Here is an 18,359-nt window from a genome sequence, read left to right as displayed (position 1 = left end):
AAAATGAGCGACCTCTGGCTCATTGACCCTACACGCGGACATGTCCATAAGCGCGTCAGGCCCCCAGCGCTAAACGCGCCATCAGCATTTCCAGGGTTTCCTCCACGCAAAGCGCCGCTGTGTCGAGCGTAAATGGCGCCCCTGCCCAAGGCTCGAATTCATGGGACTGAACCGAGCTCCAATCAGGCAGTGTTAGGCCAGGCACATCAGCCGTGCGGGTTTCGACCCGCCGACGATGTTCGGCGGCATCCGAGCACACCAGCTGTACATCGATCAACTGGGCCTCCACGGCGGATGCAACCCGACGCCACGCCTCGCGGCTCTCTGCCACGGGATTGACGCCATCCACGACGACGCTATTGCCCAGTCTGAGGTTGCCCAAGGCAAGTTCATTGGCGACGTCATAACCGGTCGCGCCTATCTCCGCCAGGTTGCCACGTCGCAGGATCGCCTGTTCGATGGTATCGATACGCAGATACGCCCAACCCGTGCTGGCCACCAAGGCCTTGGCGAGTGTCGTTTTTCCCGTGCCGGGTAAACCGCTGAATACCACCAATATTGGCTTCATTGCTGCTCCCTGCGCTTTGATCTCAGGGGTCTATTACGCCAGCTTCGCTGCGCGATTGCGAACCTGGCAGCGCGCAGAAATCGGCGAGAGCCAGCATAGCTGGCGAACGGGGGCCCGCGTCTTGGCCATTCGGCAGCTGGCGCTACCTCCCACAGGCCGCCAGCGCCTACACCAACCGCTTCAACCCGACCACCATCCCGACCGCGAGCACGACCATGCCCAGCACCAGTGTGGGGAAGGACACCCACCAGGGCAGGCTGGCCGTCATCATGCTGAACTCGGACATGCCGCCGATGCTGGCGATGAGATTCAGCGGCAGGAACACCACGTTGATCAGGGTCAGGTTGCGCAGGGCCTGGTTCATGCTGTTGTTGGCCAGGTTGCCGCGGGCTTCGATCAGATTGTTGAACACCCGGGCGTGGATCTTCGCCTGCTGATAGCTTTGCTCGTTCTCGATGATCAGGTCATCCAGGGCTTCCAGCTGGCGGGCGCTGAAACCGTGACGCTGGCCGTGGCTGCGCAACAGCGCCAGTACTCCGCCGTTGTTCTTGATGGCATCCACGTAGTAGACGAGGCTTTCGCGCAAATTGTACATCTGCACGAGTTGGGCGCTGTCCATGGCCTGGGTGAACTGCTGCTGGATCTCCCGCGCCACCTGTTTGACCACCCGCAAATGCCCCAGGTAATGATGCACGCTCTCGTCGAGGGTCATCATCAGCACGTCCAGGGGGCTGGCCAAACCTTGCCCGCCACGCAGGCCGCCGAGCCAGCTATCGCTGGCACAGATCACCACCAACCGCTGTTCGCTGAGCATGACCCCGACGGAAGCCACCGTGAAGCCTCGCCCGTCGAAGCGCTCCGGACGCTTCCAGACCAGGAACAGATGGTCTGGCTTGATCTCGATCCGCGCGACCTCATCTGGATCGAGCGAGGCCTCCAGCGCATGGGCGGCAATTCCCAGGTGAGCACGCAGATGCCGGCGTTCGGCGGTATCCGGCGAAATGCAGAGCCACACGCAGGCCTGGTCTTCATGGCAAGGAACCAGGCCGCCTGCCTCGATACGATACCCTTCCACCATCGTTACCAGGCCTGCCCGCGATGCTTGAGTTCAAGGCGGCGGACGAACTCCTGCAGCACCGTACGATAGAGCGCCGGGCCGGCAACGGTATCTTCGATGCCCGCGTCCAGGTTGGGGTTGTCGTTGACCTCGATGACCACGACGCGGCCATTGGCCTGCTTCAGGTCCACGCCGTAGAGGCCATCGCCGATCAAGCGAGCGGTTTTCACCGCCAGGTCCACCACAGCCGCAGGGGCCTGGTCGATGGCAACCGCGCGGCATTCCCCGTTCACGTCAGCGGGCAATGCCTTGTGGTTGTAGATCTGCCAGTGGCCCTTGGACATGAAGTACTGGCAGGCATAGAGAGGCTTACCGTTGAGCACGCCGATGCGCCAGTCGTATTCGGTATAGAAGAACTCCTGGGCAAGCAACAGCACCGAATGCTCGAACAATTCCTGGGCCGCGGTGGCCAGCGCGGTCGCGTCAGCCACCTTGATCACTCCGCGGGAAAAGCAGCCATCCGGAATCTTCAGCACCAAGGGGTAACCAAGTCGCTGGCCCACCTGTTCCAATTCCAGGGGGCGATCCTTGTAGAGGATTTCTGTCGCTGGCATGCCCAGGCCGCGCCGCTTGAGCAGGTCGGTCAGGTACACCTTGTTGGTGCAGCGCAGGATGGACGCGGGATCGTCCATCACCACCAGCCCTTCGCTCTCGGCCTTCTTGGCGAAGCGGTAAGTGTGATTGGCCACGCTGGTGGTTTCGCGAATGAACAAGGCGTCGTATTCAGCCAGGCGTGCGTAATCCTTGCGCTCGATGAGTTCCACTTCGATGCCCAGGGTCTCGCCCACCTCCTTGAACGCTTGCAAGGCCCGCGGGTTGGACGGCGGCAGGGCTTCGCTCGGGTCCTGGAGAATCGCCAGGTCATAGCGGCTCTGTCGCTTGGAGGCGGGATGACGCCAGGTGCGCCGATTGAAGCTGTCGAGCGCGTCGGCGAAAAGATGTTGTTGGGCGTCGCGCAGTTTGTTGAGGGCGCCAGGCTTGATCCCGGCGATCTGCCAGCTGTCGCTGCGACGAAATTCCACCAGCAGGATCGGGCAAGGGAAGGCCTCGAACAGCTGCCGTCCGAGTTCACGCAGTGGCTCCAGATTGGTCTTGCCGAAATACAGGGTCAGAGTAAAGGCTTCGGTTTGCCCATAGGGATGGCCAGCCAAGGCGCGCTCCAGGGTTTTTTCCAGATCATCCAGCCCCAGTCCGTATACAGACTTTCTCGCCAGTTCGCTGATGGTGCGAATGGAAGGAATTACTTTATGACCGCGCGCCTCGGCAAGTAACGAGCAATAATAACCCTGACCGAGATACTTGTAGTTACGACAAAGATTGATCACCTGGCCACGTTGCCCAGAGCGCTCGTCCAAGTTTTCGAGATACTCTTGCGCAAGCATGAGGGTTTCACTGGGCAAGTAATCGGCCCAATCTTCCTTCTTCTCCACCAACACCAGCAATCGCCCTGGCTTGCGGCTTTCGCCGGGAGGTTCATCCTGTACCGGGCTTGTGGAAACCTCCGCCCTGCTGAATACTTCGACCATGTTCGCTTGCACCGCTGACATGAGTAATAGATCCATTGGTTGTGAGTAGTCGCGCCCCTTATTAACCATGGCCGAGAACGAAAGTCTCGTTCCGTTACGCAAACTTTACGGTGCAGTGATGAATCTTAACGTCCGCGTTGCAACCCTGGCCGATATGCCGGCACTGCTGGCCCTGGAGCAGCAATGCTTCGCCCTGGACCGGCTCAACCAGCGAAACTTCCACTGGATGCTGGCGCGCGCGAACGCCTGCCTCATGGTCGCTGAATCTGACCAGCGCCTGCTCGGCTACGCATTGCTGCTGTTTCACCGGGGCACCTCCATGGCGCGCTTGTATTCCCTGGCCGTGGCCCCGGACAGTCGTGGCCTGGGCCTGGGGCAGCGACTACTGAGCGAAGCCGAGGCCGTGGCGGTCGCCCATGCCTGCGCCTACCTGCGACTGGAAGTGCGCCTGGACAACCCGGCCGCCATTGCCCTGTACGAGGCCCTGGGATACCGCCGCTTCGCCGAGGTACCGGATTATTACGAGGACCACAGCGGGGCCTTGCGTTATGAGAAATGCATCGCCGGACAGGACGCGGGCATGACCGGCGTGGCCCCTTACTACGCCCAGACCACTGAGTTCACCTGTGGCGCGGCCTGCCTGCTCATGGCCATGGCTGCCCTGCAACCCCAGCGGCCCATGGCCCAGGGCGAGGAAATCCAGATCTGGCGAGAGGCGACCACCGTATACATGACCGCTGGCCACGGCGGTTGCAGCCCGCAGGGCCTGGCCCTGGCCGCCCTGCGTCGCGGCTTTGGTGCGCGCCTGCAACTGAGTCGCCCTGGCTCGCTGTTCTTGGACGGGGTGCGCAGTTCCAACAAGAAGGCGGTGATGCAACTGGTGGAGGACGGCTTTACCCAGGCGCTCGCAGAGCGGGGCGTGGAGCAGACCTACGGCGCGCCCTTGGATATTCAGGCCACGTTGGCCGCAGGGCTCAAACCCGTGGTGCTGATCAGCAGTTATCGGCTTACCCGCTTGAAGGCGCCGCACTGGGTGATGGTGACGGGGTGCGACCAGACGTTCGTATACCTGCATGACCCGGACGTAGACCACAGCCGTCATCGTCGTCCCATCGACTGCCAGCATGTGCCCGTCACCCATCGCGAGTTCCAGCGCATGAGCGCATTCGGACGGCAGCGCGCCCGGGCCGCGGTATTGCTTTATGCCTTGGCATCCTAGGGTATGTGTGTGAAAAGTCTTGAAGCGAAGGTCAGGCAAGGCGAAGACAGCCCAGGGCGCGGAGCTCACGGGATGTAAATGAGCATTCCGAGCTTTCAACGCCGCATCACCGAGTATCAAGGCTTTTCATACAGAGCCTGGGGCGTCCAGGCCCAGGCCGGGCTGTCGAGCCCATTTTTTACGCAAGCTTTACGCCCGGGCGCCGTTTCGCAATCGTTCCTTTACGCCCATCTCTCGAACAATGGCGCCCATACCAGTTCGGTATCGAGGAGAGGGACACATGAGCATCATGCAAGGGGTTTCGCTGCTATTGGCAGTGGGGCTGTTCGTTTATCTGCTGGCCGCGCTGTTGCGCGCGGACCGGGGGTAACGGCAGCCATGCATAGCTACGACGGGTGGTTGATCGTTCTGTTTCTGGCCTTGGTGGTGGCGCCCGCGCCACTGCTGGGCCGTTTTTATTACCGGGTCATGGAAGGCCAGCGCACCTGGCTGCATCCGTTGCTAGGCCCGGTGGAAGCCGGCTGTTACCGATTGGCCGGGATCGATGCCGGGCAAGAGCAAAGCTGGCAGCGGTACACCCTGGCCCTGCTCGCTTTCAACCTGGCGGGCCTGCTGTTCCTGTTCGCCGTGCTCATGGGCCAGGGCACGCTGCCGCTCAACCCCCAGGGCTTGCCCGGGTTGAATGCTTCCCTGGCGTTCAACACCGCGGTGAGCTTCGTCACCAACACCAACTGGCAGGCCTACAGCGGCGAAGCGTCGCTGAGCTACTTCAGCCAGATGGTCGGGCTGACCGTGCAGAACTTCGTCAGCGCCGCCACCGGCCTGGCCGTGCTGGTGGCGCTGAGCCGCGGCATCGCCCGGCGCTCGGCCCGTACGCTGGGCAACTTCTGGGCTGACATGACCCGCGCCACCCTCTACGTGCTGCTGCCGTTGTGCCTGGCCTTCGCCCTGTTCCTGGTATGGCAGGGTGTGCCACAGACCTTCGCCGCCTACATAGACGCGCATACCCTGCAGGGGGCTACCCAGAGCCTGCCGCTGGGCCCCGCCGCCAGCCAGATCGCAATCAAGCAGCTGGGAACCAACGGCGGCGGGTTCTTCGGCGTGAACTCCGCGCACCCCTTCGAGAACCCTACCGCGTGGAGCAACCTGTTCGAGATGGCCGCCATTCTGATGATCCCGGCTGCGCTGGTCTTTACCTATGGGCACTATGTGAAAGACCTGCGCCAGAGCCGCGCCATCTTCGGCTCGATGCTGGCCTTGTTGCTGATCGGCGGCGCCATCGCGCTCTGGGCCGAATACCAGCCCGCGCCCGGCCTGCAGGATGCCCTGGTGCAAAGCACCGCGCCGCTCGAAGGCAAGGAAAGCCGCTTCGGCCCCGGCGGGACGGCGTTGTGGGCGGTCGTGACCACGGCGGCCTCCAATGGCTCGGTCAATGGCATGCATGACAGCCTCAACCCCATCACCGGCATGGTGGCCATGATCAACATGATGCTGGGCGAAGTGATCTTCGGCGGCGTGGGCGCCGGCCTCTACGGCATGCTGCTGTTCGTGCTGATCGCTGTCTTCCTGGCCGGCCTGATGATCGGCCGCACCCCGGAATACCTGGGCAAGAAGCTGGTCGCCCATGACGTGAAGCTGCTGGTCGCCACGCTGCTGGTGATGCCGGTGGGCGTACTGGTGCTCAGTGCCATAGCCGCCTGTCTGCCCAGCATCGGCTCAGCGGTGGCCAACCCCGGCCCGCACGGCTTCAGCGAACTGCTGTACGCCTATACCTCGGCCAGCGCCAACAACGGCTCGGCCTTCGCCGGGTTCGGCGCCAATACCGACTTCCACAACATCATGCTGGGCCTGGGCATGCTGATCGGCCGTTTCGGCTACATCCTGCCGGTGCTGGCCCTGGCGGGCAGCCTGGCGGCGAAGAAAGCGCTGCCGGTTGGCCCCAACAGCTTCCCGACCCACGGCCTGCTGTTCGTTGTGTTGCTCACCGCCACCATCGTCGTGGTCGGCGGCCTGACCTTCCTGCCCACCCTGGCCCTGGGCCCGATCGCCGATCAACTGAGCGCGGGCTTCTGAGGACTGATCATGAACATGCCTGTCAATAACACCCAGCCGGCCGCCGCCACTCCTGCGGTGACCCAAACCGGCCTGCTCGCCCTGTGGCGCCCTGCCCTGGTGCAAGCCTTCGTCAAGCTAGACCCGCGCCAGCTCAAGCGCGCCCCGGTCATGCTGGTGGTGGAACTCACGGCCGTGCTGACCACGGTGCTGTGCTTCGTGCCGGATACCGAGGTACCGCTGGGCGTGGGGCTGCAGATCGCCCTGTGGTTGTGGTTCACCGTGCTCTTCGCCAACTTCGCCGAGGCCCTGGCCGAAGGTCGCGGCAAGGCGCGCGCCGACAGCCTGCGCGCTGGCAGCGCCGACCTCAAGGCCCGCCGTCGCCGCGCCGATGGCAGTTTCGAAATCGTTTCGGCCACGGCCCTGCGCCAGGGTGATCTGGTTCGGGTACAGGCCGGCGAGATGATTCCCAGTGACGGCGAGGTGCTCGAAGGTATCGCGGCGGTGGACGAAGCGGCCATTACCGGGGAATCCGCCCCGGTGATCCGCGAATCGGGCGGCGATCGCTCAGCGGTGACCGGCAATACGCGGCTGGTGTCGGACTGGCTGCTGGTCCGCATCACCGCGAACCCGGGTGAATCCACCCTGGATCGAATGATCGCCCTGGTGGAAGGCGCGCGTCGGCAGAAGACGCCCAACGAGATCGCCCTGGACATCCTGCTGATCGGCATGACCCTCATCTTCCTGGTGGTGGTGGTTACCCTCCAGCCCTTCGCGGCCTTTGCCGGGGGCAGCCTGCCCCTGGTCTTCCTGGTGGCGCTGCTGGTCACACTGATTCCCACGACCATCGGCGGCTTGCTGTCTGCCATCGGCATCGCCGGCATGGATCGCCTGGTGCGCCTGAATGTGATCGCCAAGTCCGGCCGCGCCGTGGAAGCCGCCGGCGACGTGCATGTTCTGCTGCTGGACAAAACCGGCACCATCACCTTCGGCAACCGCCGCTGCACTGGGCTGTTCGCCGCCCCGGCGGTGACCAAGGCGGAAATCGCCGAGGCCGCCCTGCTCGCCTCCCTGGCCGACGATACCGCCGAAGGCAAGTCCGTGGTGGAATTCGTGGCCCAGCTGGGCGCTGCCCGCGCGCCTGAACTGCCAGGGGCCCAGCCAGTCCCCTTCACCGCCGAAACCCGGCTGTCCGGCCTGGATGCCGAGGGCAAGCGCTACCGCAAGGGTGCCGTGGATGCGGTGCTGGCGTTCATTGGCCGCACCCGTGCCGAACTGCCAGGGCAAATGGCCAAGGAAATCGAGCGCATCGCCCAGGGCGGCGGCACGCCCTTGCTGGTGGCCTGTGACGAGCGCCTGGTCGGTGCCATCGAGCTGACCGACGTAGTCAAGCCAGGCATTCGCGAGCGCTTCGATGAGCTGCGCAAGCTAGGTATCCGCACGGTGATGGTGACCGGCGACAACCCCCTCACCGCAGCGGCCATCGCCGCCCAGGCCGGTGTGGACGACGTGATCGCCGAGGCGACTCCGCAGAAGAAACTCGACCGCATCCGTCATGAGCAGGACCAGGGCCGGCTGGTGGCCATGTGTGGTGACGGCGCCAACGATGCTCCGGCCCTGGCCCAGGCTGACGTAGGCATGGCCATGAACGAAGGCACCCAGGCCGCGCGCGAGGCAGCCAACATGGTGGACCTGGACAGCGACCCCACCAAGCTGCTGGACGTGGTGCAGATCGGCAAGGAACTGCTGGTGACCCGCGGGGCCTTGACCACCTTCTCGGTGGCCAACGACGTGGCCAAGTACTTCGCCATCCTGCCGGCGCTCTTCGCCGGCCTGTACCCGCAGTTGGGCCTGCTCAACATCATGCATCTGCAAAGCCCACAGAGCGCCATTGTCTCGGCCATCGTCTTCAATGCCTTGATCATCATCGCGCTGATTCCCCTGGCCCTGCGCGGGGTACGGGTGCAGGCCAAGGACGCCGCCAGCCTGCTGCGACGCAATCTGTTGATCTACGGCCTGGGCGGCATCCTGGTGCCCTTCATCGGCATCAAGACCATCGACCTGCTGCTCACCACCCTGCACCTGGTTTGAGGAAACCTGTCATGAACAGTCTATTGCGCCCCGCCGTCACGCTTCTGGCCGCCATGACCCTGGTCACGGGCGTCGCCTATCCGCTGGCGGTCACGGCCATCGCCCAGGTGGCCTTCCCTACCCAGGCCGGGGGCAGCCTGGTCCGCGACGACAGTGGTCAGGTTCGCGGCTCGGCCTTGATAGCCCAAGGCTTCGAAGGTGAGCGCTGGTTCCAGCCGCGCCCTTCGGCCGGCGCCTTCGCCACTGTGTCCAGTTCAGCCAGCAACCTGGCCACGACCAATCCAGCCCTGGACAAGCGCGTCAAGGCGGACGCGGCCAAGCTGGCCGCCCAGGGCGACGGGCCAGTGCCCCTGGCCTTGGTCACTACCTCCGGAAGCGGCCTGGACCCGGATCTGCCGCCCCAGGCCGCGCTCTGGCAGGCCAGGCGCATCGCCGTAGCCCGGGGCATGAATGTCGAGGCAGTGGAGCAACTGGTGCAGGCTCAGGTACGCTCGCCTCTGGTCGGCCCGCCCACGGTGAATGTTCTCGCCTTGAACCTGGCGCTCGAGCAGGCCACCACCCCTTGAAGGATGCTGTAACCAATGAGTGATGCCGCCCGCGCCGATGCGCTCCTGGCCGCCCTGCCCGATGGGCGCGGCCGCCTGAAGGTCTACCTGGGCGCATCGGCCGGGGTCGGCAAGACCTGCGCCATGCTGCGCTGCGCCCAGGCCCTGCAGCGCCAGGGTGTCAAGGTACTTGCGGCCGTGGTGGAAACCCATGGCCGCAGCGATACTGAAGCCTTGCTGGTGGGTCTGCCACGCCAGCCCCTGGCGCGGGTCCACTACCGCGAGCGCATCCTGGAGGAAATGGACTTGGACGGCGTGCTGGCCGCGCGACCGCAACTGGCCCTGGTGGACGAGCTGGCGCATACCAACGCGCCCGGCAGTCGTCACGGCAAGCGCTGGCAGGACGTGCAGGAGTTGTTGGCCGCCGGCATCGATGTGCATGCCACCGTGAACGTGCAGCACCTGGAGAGCTTGAACGACCAGGTGCATGGCATCACCGGCGTGCGCGTACAGGAAACCGTGCCGGACTGGGTGCTGCTCGAAGCCCAGGAACTCATTCTTATCGACCTGCCGCCGCGCGAGCTGCTCGAGCGCCTGCGCGACGGCAAGGTCTACATGCCGGAACAGGCCCGGGCGGCCATCGAGGCGTTTTTCATTCCCACCAACCTGGCGGCGCTGCGCGAGTTGGCCATGCAAACCGCCGCCGCCCAGGTGGACAGCGACCTCGCCCAGGGGTATCGCCAGCAGGGCCAGGCAGCGCCCAGCGTGCGCGGGCGCCTGCTGGTTGCGGTCAAGGGCGATGGCCAGGCCGAACGCCTGGTGCGCCACGCCAGCCGCATCGCCCAGCGCCGCCACCTGCCCTGGGCCCTGGTGCACGTGGACACTGGCCGACAAAATGACGAGGCCGGCCGCCAACGTCTGCTGCTGGCACAGCAACTGGCCGAACGCCTGGGCGGCGAAGTGGTGACCCTGCGCGCCAGTGAAGTCGCCGCGACCCTGCTCCAGCATGCCGCGGAACGGCGAGCCAGCGTGCTTCTTCTGGCCGCCAGCCGACGGCCTGGGCCACTGCGCTGGCTGCGACCGGCTGGGGGGCTGGGCTTGGCGGGTCGCTTGCTGGGCCAGGCCAAGGGGCTCGAGGTCGCCGTCCTCGACCGCGACGCTTCGGTGGAAGCGCCTGGCCGTCCGCTGCGGCCTTCAAGCAGGCCTGGTCACTACGCCCTGGCGGTAGGGGTTTCGCTTCTGGCCGCGGCCCTCTCCTGGGGGGTTTCCCATTGGCTGGTGCTGCCCAATATCTCGCTCGTGCTATTGGCCGGTGTGCTACTGGTCGCCTTGGCCGGTGGGTTGGGCCCGGCTCTGCTCAGCGCGGGGCTGTCTTTCCTGCTCTATGACTTTCTGTTTATCGAGCCGATTTTTTCGCTGTCCGTCGACCTGCGGGAGGACTTCCTCACCCTCCTGTTCTTCCTGTTCATGGCCGCCTTGACGGGCAACCTGGCTACAGCCCAGCGCCGCCACCTGCATGCACTGCGCGATACCCAGGCTCATACCAGTGAGTTGCTGGACCTGTCGCAGCGCCTGGCCGCCGTCAGCGAGCGGCGAGACGTAATGGACGCTGCGCAACGGCATTTCGAAGGCTGGCCGGATGTGCGAGTGACCTTGCACGAACGTGACGCCAGTGGCCGCCTGGCATTGCCTTCGGAGGCTACGGAGAGGGACCGCGCCGCGGCCGATTGGGCCTGGAAGCATGGCCAGGCGGCGGGCTGCGGCACCGGCACGCTGCCTGCCAGCCAAGGGTGGTGGTGGCCCTTGGTCAGCGAACCGGGCACCTTGGCGTTGATCGCGGTCTGGCCCAAGGCAGGCGGGGACATTCCGGACGCCCGGCGTCGCCAGGTCATGGCCCTGGGACAGCCTCTGGCCCAGGCGATTGCCCGGGCGCGCCTGGCGGAGGATCTGGAAGCCGCCCGTTTGAAAGGCGAAACCGAAGAACTGCGCAGCGCCTTGCTGGCATCGGTGTCCCACGACCTGCGCACCCCCTTGACCGTCATGCGTGGCAGCATCGAAAGCCTGCAAGCCCTGGGTGGGGCCCTTAGCCCCCAAGACCGGGACCAATTGCTGGAAGGCACCCGTCTGGAGTGCGAACGCCTGGATCGCTATATCCAGAACCTGCTGGACATGACCCGCCTGGGCCACGGCACCCTCAGCCTGGCGCGGGACTGGATCGCCCCGGCCGATATCATCGCCTCGGCGGTGCAACGGCTACGCGGGGTGCTGGCGCCCTTGCAACTGGTAGTGGAAGCCGGCAGCGCCTTGCCACTGCTCTACGCCCACCCGGCGCTGATCGAGCAGGCGTTGGTCAACGTAATGGAAAACGCCGCCCGCTTTTCCCCGGCGAACGGCCGCGTGCGGGTGTCGGCCCGTGCAGTGGATGGCGAACTGCGGTTCGCGGTCAGCGACCAAGGCCCTGGTATTCCAGAGGACGAACGATCCAGGATCTTCGACATGTTCTACACCGCCGCCCGGGGCGACCGCGGCGGCCAGGGCACGGGGCTGGGCTTGGCCATTTGCCAGGGCATGGTGGGCGCTCACGGTGGCCACGTCAGCGTGGCCGAGGGTGAAGACGGTGGCGGGACCTGCATCACCCTGCACCTGCCCTTGCATCCGCAGCCGGAGGAACGGGCATCGGCAGAGTGAGCCGCGGCCAGGGCTCGCCCCCGACGATCAGCTCCGGCTGGAATGGCCTGGCCAGAAGGTTTCGCGTGACGATCAAGCGCAGGAACTGCTTTATAAGCACAGTTTCAACTGATGCTTGTGCTTGTTTCACCTCAGATGCCTGTTATTGATGCAGAAATCGCCCCAGGCCGTGGACGCGGCGGATACGGCTTCCTGGTAACGATCATGCTCGGCCCAGTCTTCCTCGGACGCAGGATAAGAGGTCGTTTCAAGATGCTTACGATAGGCGGCGTAGGCATCGGCAAAGGCCTGTTCCAGGCGCTGAGCTTCCGAACGATAAGCGTCACTCATGGCGTTCTCCTCGCAAGATTGGATGGGGCGACATCGCCGGGTTTGAGTGTGTGCCGCGCGAGAGGTTCGTCGACTGGGGCTGCCGCAGGGCGCGGCCACCGTGGTTTCGGGGAGGAGCATCCACCCTGTCAGCCCGCTTGTCTTCTATCGCAACCCCAGGGCGGTGAAGCATTGACGCCAAGGATTCTTCAATATAGCCTGCTGATAGCACATAGCCATCGGCTTGGTTGCGATGGACCGTCCATAAAGCTGTGCCCTGGCTCTTTGTCGGCAGAACTTCCCACGGTTTCGCCTGCCCCACCTATAACCCAAGATCCAGGCGGCAAGGCCGCTCTACCTCTTTACGAATCTGACAGGCTATGACCATCAGGGCGGGCACCTTCGCAAAGCGCCTCTATCTTCCCCGGATTCTCGGCTCTGCCGCCGGTTTCTGGGCCGTGGCCGCCGTTCTGACGTCCTACGCCCTGCCGGCCTGGGTCTGGGTGCTTCTCGTCTTCCATGGTTTCGTCTGGCCTCATGTGGCTTATATCCTGGCGCGCACAGTACGGGTGTCCTATCACGTGGAGCGCCGGAACATGATCGTCGAGTCCGCGTTTGGCGGGCTCTGGGTCGCTGCCATGCAGTTCAATGCGCTAGGCTGCACGCTGCTGATGTCCATGTTCTGCATGAACTGCATCGCGGTAGGCGGCCCTCGCCTGTTGGCCATAAGCCTGCCGGTGATGGCAACCAGCGCCCTGGCTTTCACCTGGCTGCTTGACTCGACGTTCCTCCCCCAGACCTCGACCGCCCAGGTCTACGCCTGCCTCCCCATGCTTGCGGTCTACCCCATGGCGGTAGCCTTCGCTGCCTACCGATTGGCCGCACAGCTTGCCGAGCACAAGCGTCAGCTCAAAGAAGCCAACCGGATGGACAGCCTCACCGGTCTGCTGAACCAGGGCGCATGGAAGCGCTTTCTTTGCGAAGAATTCACAGCCGCGCAGCAGCGCCCCCTGCCCACTACCCTGGCCCTGATCGACATCGATCATTTCAAGGCTATCAATGACCTGCACGGGCACCTCGTGGGCGATGAAGTCATTCGGCTGCTGACCGTTACTCTTCGCCAGCGGTGCCGCCCCACTGACGTGGCCGGTCGAATAGGTGGCGATGAGTTCGGCCTGGTACTGCCGGATACCGACGGCGAGCAGGCAAAGGGCATTTTGGCCCGGCTCAAACACCATATGCTCGAAGCCTTCGAAACCAGAAAGGATTTGCCACCCATTACCTTGAGTATCGGAGTTTCGGAGCGTAGCGCAACCATGATCCGGGCCGAAGACTGGGTCATGGCCAGCGACAACGGTCTCTATCAGGCCAAACGGGAGGGCCGCGATCGGGTGATTCTGGCTGGGCATGACAGCGGTATGCAGACCTTCAATTACGCTGAGACCGGCTCCCCATAGTCAGACTGGAAAGGCGTCGAGAATTTCTATAAATGCCTCCATGGCGCGAGACACGAACTTGTCCCGATGATGCACTTGATAGAACGGCCTCGTCAGTGGCGCCAACCCGTGACGCAGGGCCATCAGTTGCCCCTGGGCGATGAGATCCGCCACTACCCGACGCGACAGGCAGCTGATACCCAGCCCAGCCGCGACCATGTGCTTGATGGCTTCGGAGCTGCCCACCTGCTGGGTATGCGGCCAATGCTTGAGGTGTGGCAACAGCAGTTCGCTTACCTGCTCGGCCGTACCGGAGCCAGGTTCGCGTAATAGCCAACGCGCGGAGGCAAGCTCATGCAAGCTGACCTTCGCGTTTTTGGTCAGGGGATCTTCAGCGGCTGCAACTATCAGCAATTCGTCCTCGCACCAGTGCCGGGCGCTGAGTTCCGCCAGGTGGCACGGGCCCTCGATCAGGCCCAGGTCGATGCTGAGCTGAGCGGCGTGGCGAGCGATATCGGCGCTGTTCCCCATGATGACGTCAACTTGTACCTTGGGAGCGCGTTTGGACAGGGCTTTCATCAGGGCGGGCATCAGGTAGTTGCCGATGGTGGTACTGCAGCCGACTCGTAGACGGCCACCGATATCGGCATGTTGAAAGCCGTCTTCGATCTGGGCGGCGGCTTCTAGCAACTGTATCGCCCGGGGTAACAGACCTTGCCCATTCACATTGAGCACCAGCCGCTTGCCTGCCCGATCGAACAGCTGTGTGCCCAGAGCATGCTCCAATTCCTGGAGAGCGGCGCTAGTGGCTGATTGAGATAAGGACAAGACAGCACTGGCCCGGGTCGTGGAGCCGTGCTGAGCGATCGTTCGAAAGATAGCCAACTGGCGCAGGGTAAGCTTCATGATCTACCGGTTATCCAGGTAATAGATAACGATATTAACCGTTTTACCAACTAAATGCGGCGGGTTAGCTTCAACGGACCAAACACTTGTATCGTCCGGAGCACTTTCATGGCCGTTACCCTTTCAGCCAACACCTTGCGCCTGCGGCGGCCCCTGTCTCACCTGCCGAGGCCGCTGGAAGTCATTCGGCAATTCACACCCAACTGGTTCGCCGTGACCATGGGCACCGGCATCCTTTCACTCGCGCTAGGGCAATGGCCCGGCCACCCAATACCTCTGAACCGTATAGGGGAAGCCTTGTGGCTGCTCAACATCCTGCTCTTTGCGCTTTGTACGATGCTGTACAGCGCTCGCTGGGCGTTGTTTTACCCGCAAGCCAAGCGTGTATTCGGCCACGCTACGGTCTCGATGTTCTTCGGCACCATTCCCATGGGCCTGGCTACCCTGATCAACGGCTTGGTGCAGTATGGCCTGCCTCGCTGGGGCGAGGCGGCCCTGCACTGGGCTTATGCCTTATGGTGGCTGGATGCCGGGTTGGCCCTGGTGTGCGGTGTGGCCATCCCTTTTCTCATGTTTACTCGGCAGGAGCACCGCATCGATCAGATGACGGCGGTGTGGTTGCTGCCAGTGGTGGCTGGCGAAGTGGCTGCCGCCAGCGCAGGCGCGCTAGCGCCTCACCTGGCCGATGCCGCGACGCGGTTCCATCTGCTGGTGGCTAGCTACGCGCTCTGGGCCTACTCGGTGCCGGTGGCCATGAGCATTCTGGTGATCCTTATGCTGCGCCTGTCGTTGCATAAACTGCCTCAGGCAAGCATGGCTGCATCGAGCTGGCTCGCCCTTGGCCCCCTGGGCACAGCCGCGCTGGGCATGTTGCTCCTGGGCGCGGAGGCGCCGGCCACCTTCGCCGCGCAGGGCCTGGGCGAGGCCGGCCAAGTGGCGGCGGGCGTCGGCCTGGTGGCCGGGCTGTTGTTCTGGGGCCTCGGATTATGGTGGTTGCTGCTGGCCGCTCTCATCACGATTCGCTACCTCAAGGTAGGCCTGCCTTTCAATCTGGGCTGGTGGGGCTTTACCTTTCCCATTGGAGTTTATGCACTGGCTACGCTCAAGCTCGGCGCCCTGCTCCACCTGGGCTTCTTCGATTGGCTGGGCGAGGCGCTGGTGGTACTGCTGGCGGGGCTATGGCTGCTGGTGGCAGGTCGTACCGCGGCGGGGGCTTACCACGGCAGCTTGTTCGTTTCGCCCTGTATCGCGCACGGCCACAACTGAACCGGCTCATGGCGTTGCAGAGTTGACCCGTGGCACCTTGACAACCTGCGCCGTAGTTAAAAGCCTTGCCATCCGGCAAGAAACCACTATATTAACGCTTAACGTTATCCGTTAAGCGCTTCCGATGATTGTCAGCTTCAATTGTAAGGACACCGAGACGCTCTATCGTACAGGACGTACCGTTCGGTGGTCAGGGATTGTAAAAGTGGCAACTCGCAAGCTACAAATGCTTGAGAGCGCCTCGAAACTGATTGACCTTTGTGCGCCTCCAGGTAACCGGCTGGAAGGCCTCAACGGTAACCGGGCGGGGCAGCATAGCATTCGCATAAATGAACAATGGCGGGTGTGCTTCTCATGGACGGAAAACGGTCCGGCAAACGTTGAAATCGTGGATTATCACTGAGGTTCCTATGTTCAAGAACGGCATGCGCCCTATCCATCCCGGTGAAATATTGCGGGAGGAGTTCATGGTGCCGCTGGGGCTCTCTGCTTCCGCCTTGGCGCGTGCACTCCATGTTTCAGCTCCGACGGTCAACGAAGTGGTCAGGGAACGGCGTGGCGTCACGGCCGACATGGCCCTGCGGCTGTCGCACTGTTTCAGTACCACGGCAGAGTTCTGGGTCAACCTGCAGGCTAGCTATGAGCTTCGTTTGGCTGAAGCTGAGCATGGAGATGCAATTGCCCGACAGGTCGAGCCAATCGTGGCTTGTGCCTTGTCTGCCGTCCACGGCTGCTGAGTCCAACGATAGGCTAATGCGCTCTTTCTGCGTTCAGCTTCGCTGGAATCTGAACGCACATCAATCCAGCGTCATCACCATTTCATGCCAGGTCATGCCGCCATGCTCCGAGGCCGAGGGCTGGACGTACCGGTAGCCCAGGCGGCGGTAAAGCTCGACATGGGGTTGCTTGCACATAAGATGGATGCTGCGTTTTCCAAGCCCTTTCATGCGCTGGACGAACCTTTCCATCAGCAGCCGGGCGTAGCCTTGGCCCTGCCGCTCAGGTGTGATCACCACCGACATGATGACCACATTGGGTGCGTCCGCAGCATGCCCGATCAGCTCTTTGAAGGCTTCATCGGCCATCTCCACCACATGGGCGCATCCGCTATTGATGAAGCCCACCACCTGCCCTTCGATTTCCAGAACCAGGAAGCCTTCGGGGTACTGGGCGATACGAGTCTGGATTTTCTCCAGGGTGGCCGCCTCGTCGCCTTCGTAGGCACTGGTTTCGATTTCATAGCAACGAAGGGCGTCGCCAGGAACCGCTGTGCGTAGCTGAAGATATGACATTGGATTGCTAATGTTTTCCACCGGGCCACTATTATAGCCAGCCGCGATGCGTGCCTTCATCCAAGATGCCTCACTCGTCGATCCGATAATGGAAGGTATTGCGCACCGCGTTCACTTCTACCGCATGGCCGTCGACCATCCGCGGTCGATAGACGAAGGTACTGGCGGCCGCCAGGGACGGGCGAATGAACATGGGATGGCAGCTGCCCACCACATGCGGATCTTGCACACGGCCCTGGGTATCCACGCGGTATTCGACAGTGCAATCGCCTTCGATGCCATCGTCGAGCGCGCGCGCCGGGTAGCTTGGCGCTTGCTTGCGGATGGGCAGGTATTGCTGGCTCGAGGTTTCGGCGGTGGCTGGAGCAGCCGCCGAAGACGGGCCAGCGCTGGCTCCTGTCAAGGGCATGGAAGCGGAGCTGGGTAAGCTGGGCGCAGCAGGAGCTGGCGTCGGCATGGTCCGTGGCGCGGTCGCCGGTTCAGCCACCTTGGGCGGCACTGCCGCAGCCTTGGGCCGCGGCGTCGAGCTTACCCGCTGCCGCGCCAGTCCGGCCGTCTTGGCGATGGGCCGTGCAACCTCAGGCATAGGCGCGGATATCGGAGCGGGCGGCGGTGCGCTAGGCTCTGCCCTCGGCGTCATGGGAGGCGCGGTAATGGGCTGAGCAACCACGGGCGGCGCCGCCACGGCCGCCAGGCTGGGCGCGGCAGGTGCCAACATCACCACCTCGGTATGCAGCACCTTCGGCGCAGGCACAGGCGGTTGCGCCAGCCCAAGCCGGTAAAGGGCCCAGCCCAGCGCCAGATGCAAGCCGACCGCCAAGCCCACCGCCAGGCCTCGCCCCAGCCAAAGCGTCCATAACTCGTTGGCGCAGTGGCCAGCGAGCGAACCCGCGCGCGGGGCGACCAGTGCATTCATGGTGCTGCCTCCGTCATCAGGCCGAGCTTGCGGATGCCCGCGGTCTGTAGCGCGGCCATCACCTTCACCACAGCGCCATAGTCCACGCCCTGGTCTGCGCGCAGGTACACAGGCGTGTCCTGGGCTCGCTCGAGCACACTGACGAGCTGCTCGCGCAGCGCGGGGATGTCACTAGCCAAGTGAGGCTCGGGGTCGCGGCCTTGGGTCCAGGCAAAGCCGCCTTCTGGCTTGATCGATAGGGTGACGGCCTGGGACTCATCAGGACCCAGCGCCTGGGCTGCCACCTTTGGCAAGTCGATCTTTACCGCTTGGGTAAGCATGGGGGCGGTGACCATGAAGATCACCAGCAGCACCAGCATCACGTCAATGTATGGCACCACGTTCATTTCAGCCTTGGGGCTATGCTTGCGCAGGGGACGAGTGAGCAT

General features: G+C 63.6%; 18 protein-coding genes. 10 read left to right on the top strand and 8 right to left on the bottom strand.

Annotated elements, in window-relative coordinates; all coding sequences use genetic code 11:
• Positions 1 to 55: 55 nt before the first annotated feature.
• The 3 genes from ACP691_RS19820 to ACP691_RS19810 form a co-directional block, all read right to left on the bottom strand.
• Complete coding sequence (locus ACP691_RS19820; RefSeq protein ID WP_426153476.1) at positions 56 to 568, bottom strand: AAA family ATPase; 513 nt, start codon at positions 566 to 568, stop codon at positions 56 to 58.
• Between the two features lie 166 nt (positions 569 to 734).
• On the bottom strand, positions 735 to 1,646 hold the full coding sequence (locus ACP691_RS19815) for a magnesium transporter CorA family protein (protein WP_426153474.1): 912 nt from the start codon (positions 1,644 to 1,646) through the stop codon (positions 735 to 737).
• Positions 1,647 to 1,648: 2 nt separating this feature from the next.
• Entirely contained in the window at positions 1,649 to 3,232 is a 1,584-nt protein-coding gene (locus tag ACP691_RS19810; protein ID WP_426153472.1) for a RimK family protein, read from the bottom strand.
• A 97-nt stretch (positions 3,233 to 3,329) separates the two neighbouring features.
• Between ACP691_RS19810 and ACP691_RS19805 the strand changes: the two genes are divergently transcribed.
• The 6 genes from ACP691_RS19805 (at position 3,330) to ACP691_RS19780 (ending at position 11,806) form a co-directional block, all read left to right on the top strand.
• Positions 3,330 to 4,430, top strand: coding sequence for a peptidase C39 family protein (locus ACP691_RS19805; protein WP_426153470.1), 1,101 nt, complete (start codon positions 3,330 to 3,332; stop codon positions 4,428 to 4,430).
• A gap of 280 nt (positions 4,431 to 4,710) precedes the next feature.
• The gene (gene kdpF / locus ACP691_RS19800; protein ID WP_148485265.1) at positions 4,711 to 4,800 is read left to right on the top strand and encodes a K(+)-transporting ATPase subunit F; all 90 of its coding nucleotides are present in this window, start codon (positions 4,711 to 4,713) and stop codon (positions 4,798 to 4,800) included.
• 8 nt (positions 4,801 to 4,808) lie between these two features.
• Positions 4,809 to 6,503 (top strand): potassium-transporting ATPase subunit KdpA, encoded by a 1,695-nt coding sequence (gene kdpA, locus ACP691_RS19795; RefSeq protein WP_426153468.1) that lies wholly within the window; start codon positions 4,809 to 4,811, stop codon positions 6,501 to 6,503.
• Positions 6,504 to 6,512: 9 nt separating this feature from the next.
• Complete coding sequence (gene kdpB / locus ACP691_RS19790; protein ID WP_426153466.1) at positions 6,513 to 8,573, top strand: potassium-transporting ATPase subunit KdpB; 2,061 nt, start codon at positions 6,513 to 6,515, stop codon at positions 8,571 to 8,573.
• A gap of 11 nt (positions 8,574 to 8,584) precedes the next feature.
• Entirely contained in the window at positions 8,585 to 9,139 is a 555-nt protein-coding gene (gene kdpC, locus ACP691_RS19785) for a potassium-transporting ATPase subunit KdpC (protein WP_426153464.1), read from the top strand.
• Positions 9,140 to 9,154: 15 nt separating this feature from the next.
• Positions 9,155 to 11,806 (top strand): ATP-binding protein, encoded by a 2,652-nt coding sequence (locus ACP691_RS19780; RefSeq protein ID WP_426153462.1) that lies wholly within the window; start codon positions 9,155 to 9,157, stop codon positions 11,804 to 11,806.
• 126 nt (positions 11,807 to 11,932) lie between these two features.
• Here ACP691_RS19780 and ACP691_RS19775 read toward each other — a convergent pair whose 3' ends face one another.
• Positions 11,933 to 12,136, bottom strand: a complete 204-nt coding sequence (locus ACP691_RS19775; RefSeq protein WP_426153460.1) for a hypothetical protein — start codon at positions 12,134 to 12,136, stop codon at positions 11,933 to 11,935.
• Between the two features lie 359 nt (positions 12,137 to 12,495).
• Here ACP691_RS19775 and ACP691_RS19770 point away from each other — a divergent pair, with 359 nt between their 5' ends.
• Complete coding sequence (locus ACP691_RS19770) at positions 12,496 to 13,572, top strand: diguanylate cyclase (protein ID WP_426153458.1); 1,077 nt, start codon at positions 12,496 to 12,498, stop codon at positions 13,570 to 13,572.
• Here ACP691_RS19770 and ACP691_RS19765 read toward each other — a convergent pair whose 3' ends face one another.
• Entirely contained in the window at positions 13,573 to 14,457 is an 885-nt protein-coding gene (locus ACP691_RS19765) for a LysR family transcriptional regulator (protein ID WP_426153456.1), read from the bottom strand.
• A 108-nt stretch (positions 14,458 to 14,565) separates the two neighbouring features.
• On the opposite strand from ACP691_RS19765, the gene ACP691_RS19760 reads away from it, so the two are divergent.
• The 3 genes from ACP691_RS19760 (at position 14,566) to ACP691_RS19750 (ending at position 16,460) form a co-directional block, all read left to right on the top strand.
• Positions 14,566 to 15,723: a TDT family transporter gene (locus ACP691_RS19760; protein WP_426153454.1), complete on the top strand. Its 1,158-nt coding sequence runs from the start codon at positions 14,566 to 14,568 to the stop codon at positions 15,721 to 15,723.
• Positions 15,724 to 15,847: 124 nt separating this feature from the next.
• Positions 15,848 to 16,126, top strand: a complete 279-nt coding sequence (locus tag ACP691_RS19755; protein WP_426153452.1) for a type II toxin-antitoxin system RelE/ParE family toxin — start codon at positions 15,848 to 15,850, stop codon at positions 16,124 to 16,126.
• A gap of 7 nt (positions 16,127 to 16,133) precedes the next feature.
• A complete protein-coding gene (locus ACP691_RS19750; RefSeq protein ID WP_426153450.1) occupies positions 16,134 to 16,460 on the top strand; it encodes a HigA family addiction module antitoxin in 327 nt (108 codons plus the stop codon).
• Positions 16,461 to 16,520: 60 nt separating this feature from the next.
• Here the strand turns inward: ACP691_RS19750 and ACP691_RS19745 are convergent, their stop codons facing one another.
• From ACP691_RS19745 to tolR, 3 genes are all read right to left on the bottom strand, one after another.
• On the bottom strand, positions 16,521 to 17,015 hold the full coding sequence (locus tag ACP691_RS19745) for a GNAT family N-acetyltransferase (RefSeq protein WP_426153448.1): 495 nt from the start codon (positions 17,013 to 17,015) through the stop codon (positions 16,521 to 16,523).
• 70 nt (positions 17,016 to 17,085) lie between these two features.
• Positions 17,086 to 17,931, bottom strand: a complete 846-nt coding sequence (locus tag ACP691_RS19740; protein WP_426153446.1) for a TonB family protein — start codon at positions 17,929 to 17,931, stop codon at positions 17,086 to 17,088.
• Positions 17,928 to 18,359 carry a protein TolR gene (gene tolR, locus ACP691_RS19735; RefSeq protein WP_040262521.1) on the bottom strand — a complete coding sequence of 144 codons (432 nt, stop codon included), beginning with the start codon at positions 18,357 to 18,359 and terminating at the stop codon, positions 17,928 to 17,930. The genes ACP691_RS19740 and tolR overlap by 4 nt, the downstream gene beginning before the upstream one ends.

Origin of the sequence: Pseudomonas sp. DC3200b2 (genome assembly GCF_049895785.1) — a bacterium.
GTDB lineage: Bacteria > Pseudomonadota > Gammaproteobacteria > Pseudomonadales > Pseudomonadaceae > Aquipseudomonas > Aquipseudomonas massiliensis.
The sequence above is the reverse complement of the archived record's forward strand: the minus strand, read 5'-3'. Positions and strand labels throughout refer to the sequence as shown.

What these genes read in the sequence shown, in the direction of transcription:
- ACP691_RS19750 (WP_426153450.1), top strand. Translation starts at nt 16,134, where the DNA reads ATGTTCAAGAACGGCATGCGCCCTATCCATCCCGGTGAAATATTGCGG.
- tolR (WP_040262521.1), bottom strand. Translation starts at nt 18,359, where the DNA reads ATGCTCACTCGTCCCCTGCGCAAGCATAGCCCCAAGGCTGAAATGAAC.
- kdpC (WP_426153464.1), top strand. Translation starts at nt 8,585, where the DNA reads ATGAACAGTCTATTGCGCCCCGCCGTCACGCTTCTGGCCGCCATGACC.
- ACP691_RS19775 (WP_426153460.1), bottom strand. Translation starts at nt 12,136, where the DNA reads ATGAGTGACGCTTATCGTTCGGAAGCTCAGCGCCTGGAACAGGCCTTT.
- ACP691_RS19760 (WP_426153454.1), top strand. Translation starts at nt 14,566, where the DNA reads ATGGCCGTTACCCTTTCAGCCAACACCTTGCGCCTGCGGCGGCCCCTG.
- ACP691_RS19740 (WP_426153446.1), bottom strand. Translation starts at nt 17,931, where the DNA reads ATGAATGCACTGGTCGCCCCGCGCGCGGGTTCGCTCGCTGGCCACTGC.
- ACP691_RS19805 (WP_426153470.1), top strand. Translation starts at nt 3,330, where the DNA reads ATGAATCTTAACGTCCGCGTTGCAACCCTGGCCGATATGCCGGCACTG.
- ACP691_RS19745 (WP_426153448.1), bottom strand. Translation starts at nt 17,015, where the DNA reads ATGTCATATCTTCAGCTACGCACAGCGGTTCCTGGCGACGCCCTTCGT.
- ACP691_RS19780 (WP_426153462.1), top strand. Translation starts at nt 9,155, where the DNA reads ATGAGTGATGCCGCCCGCGCCGATGCGCTCCTGGCCGCCCTGCCCGAT.
- ACP691_RS19765 (WP_426153456.1), bottom strand. Translation starts at nt 14,457, where the DNA reads ATGAAGCTTACCCTGCGCCAGTTGGCTATCTTTCGAACGATCGCTCAG.
- ACP691_RS19815 (WP_426153474.1), bottom strand. Translation starts at nt 1,646, where the DNA reads ATGGTGGAAGGGTATCGTATCGAGGCAGGCGGCCTGGTTCCTTGCCAT.
- ACP691_RS19755 (WP_426153452.1), top strand. Translation starts at nt 15,848, where the DNA reads ATGATTGTCAGCTTCAATTGTAAGGACACCGAGACGCTCTATCGTACA.
- kdpF (WP_148485265.1), top strand. Translation starts at nt 4,711, where the DNA reads ATGAGCATCATGCAAGGGGTTTCGCTGCTATTGGCAGTGGGGCTGTTC.
- ACP691_RS19820 (WP_426153476.1), bottom strand. Translation starts at nt 568, where the DNA reads ATGAAGCCAATATTGGTGGTATTCAGCGGTTTACCCGGCACGGGAAAA.
- ACP691_RS19810 (WP_426153472.1), bottom strand. Translation starts at nt 3,232, where the DNA reads ATGTCAGCGGTGCAAGCGAACATGGTCGAAGTATTCAGCAGGGCGGAG.
- ACP691_RS19770 (WP_426153458.1), top strand. Translation starts at nt 12,496, where the DNA reads ATGACCATCAGGGCGGGCACCTTCGCAAAGCGCCTCTATCTTCCCCGG.
- kdpA (WP_426153468.1), top strand. Translation starts at nt 4,809, where the DNA reads ATGCATAGCTACGACGGGTGGTTGATCGTTCTGTTTCTGGCCTTGGTG.
- kdpB (WP_426153466.1), top strand. Translation starts at nt 6,513, where the DNA reads ATGAACATGCCTGTCAATAACACCCAGCCGGCCGCCGCCACTCCTGCG.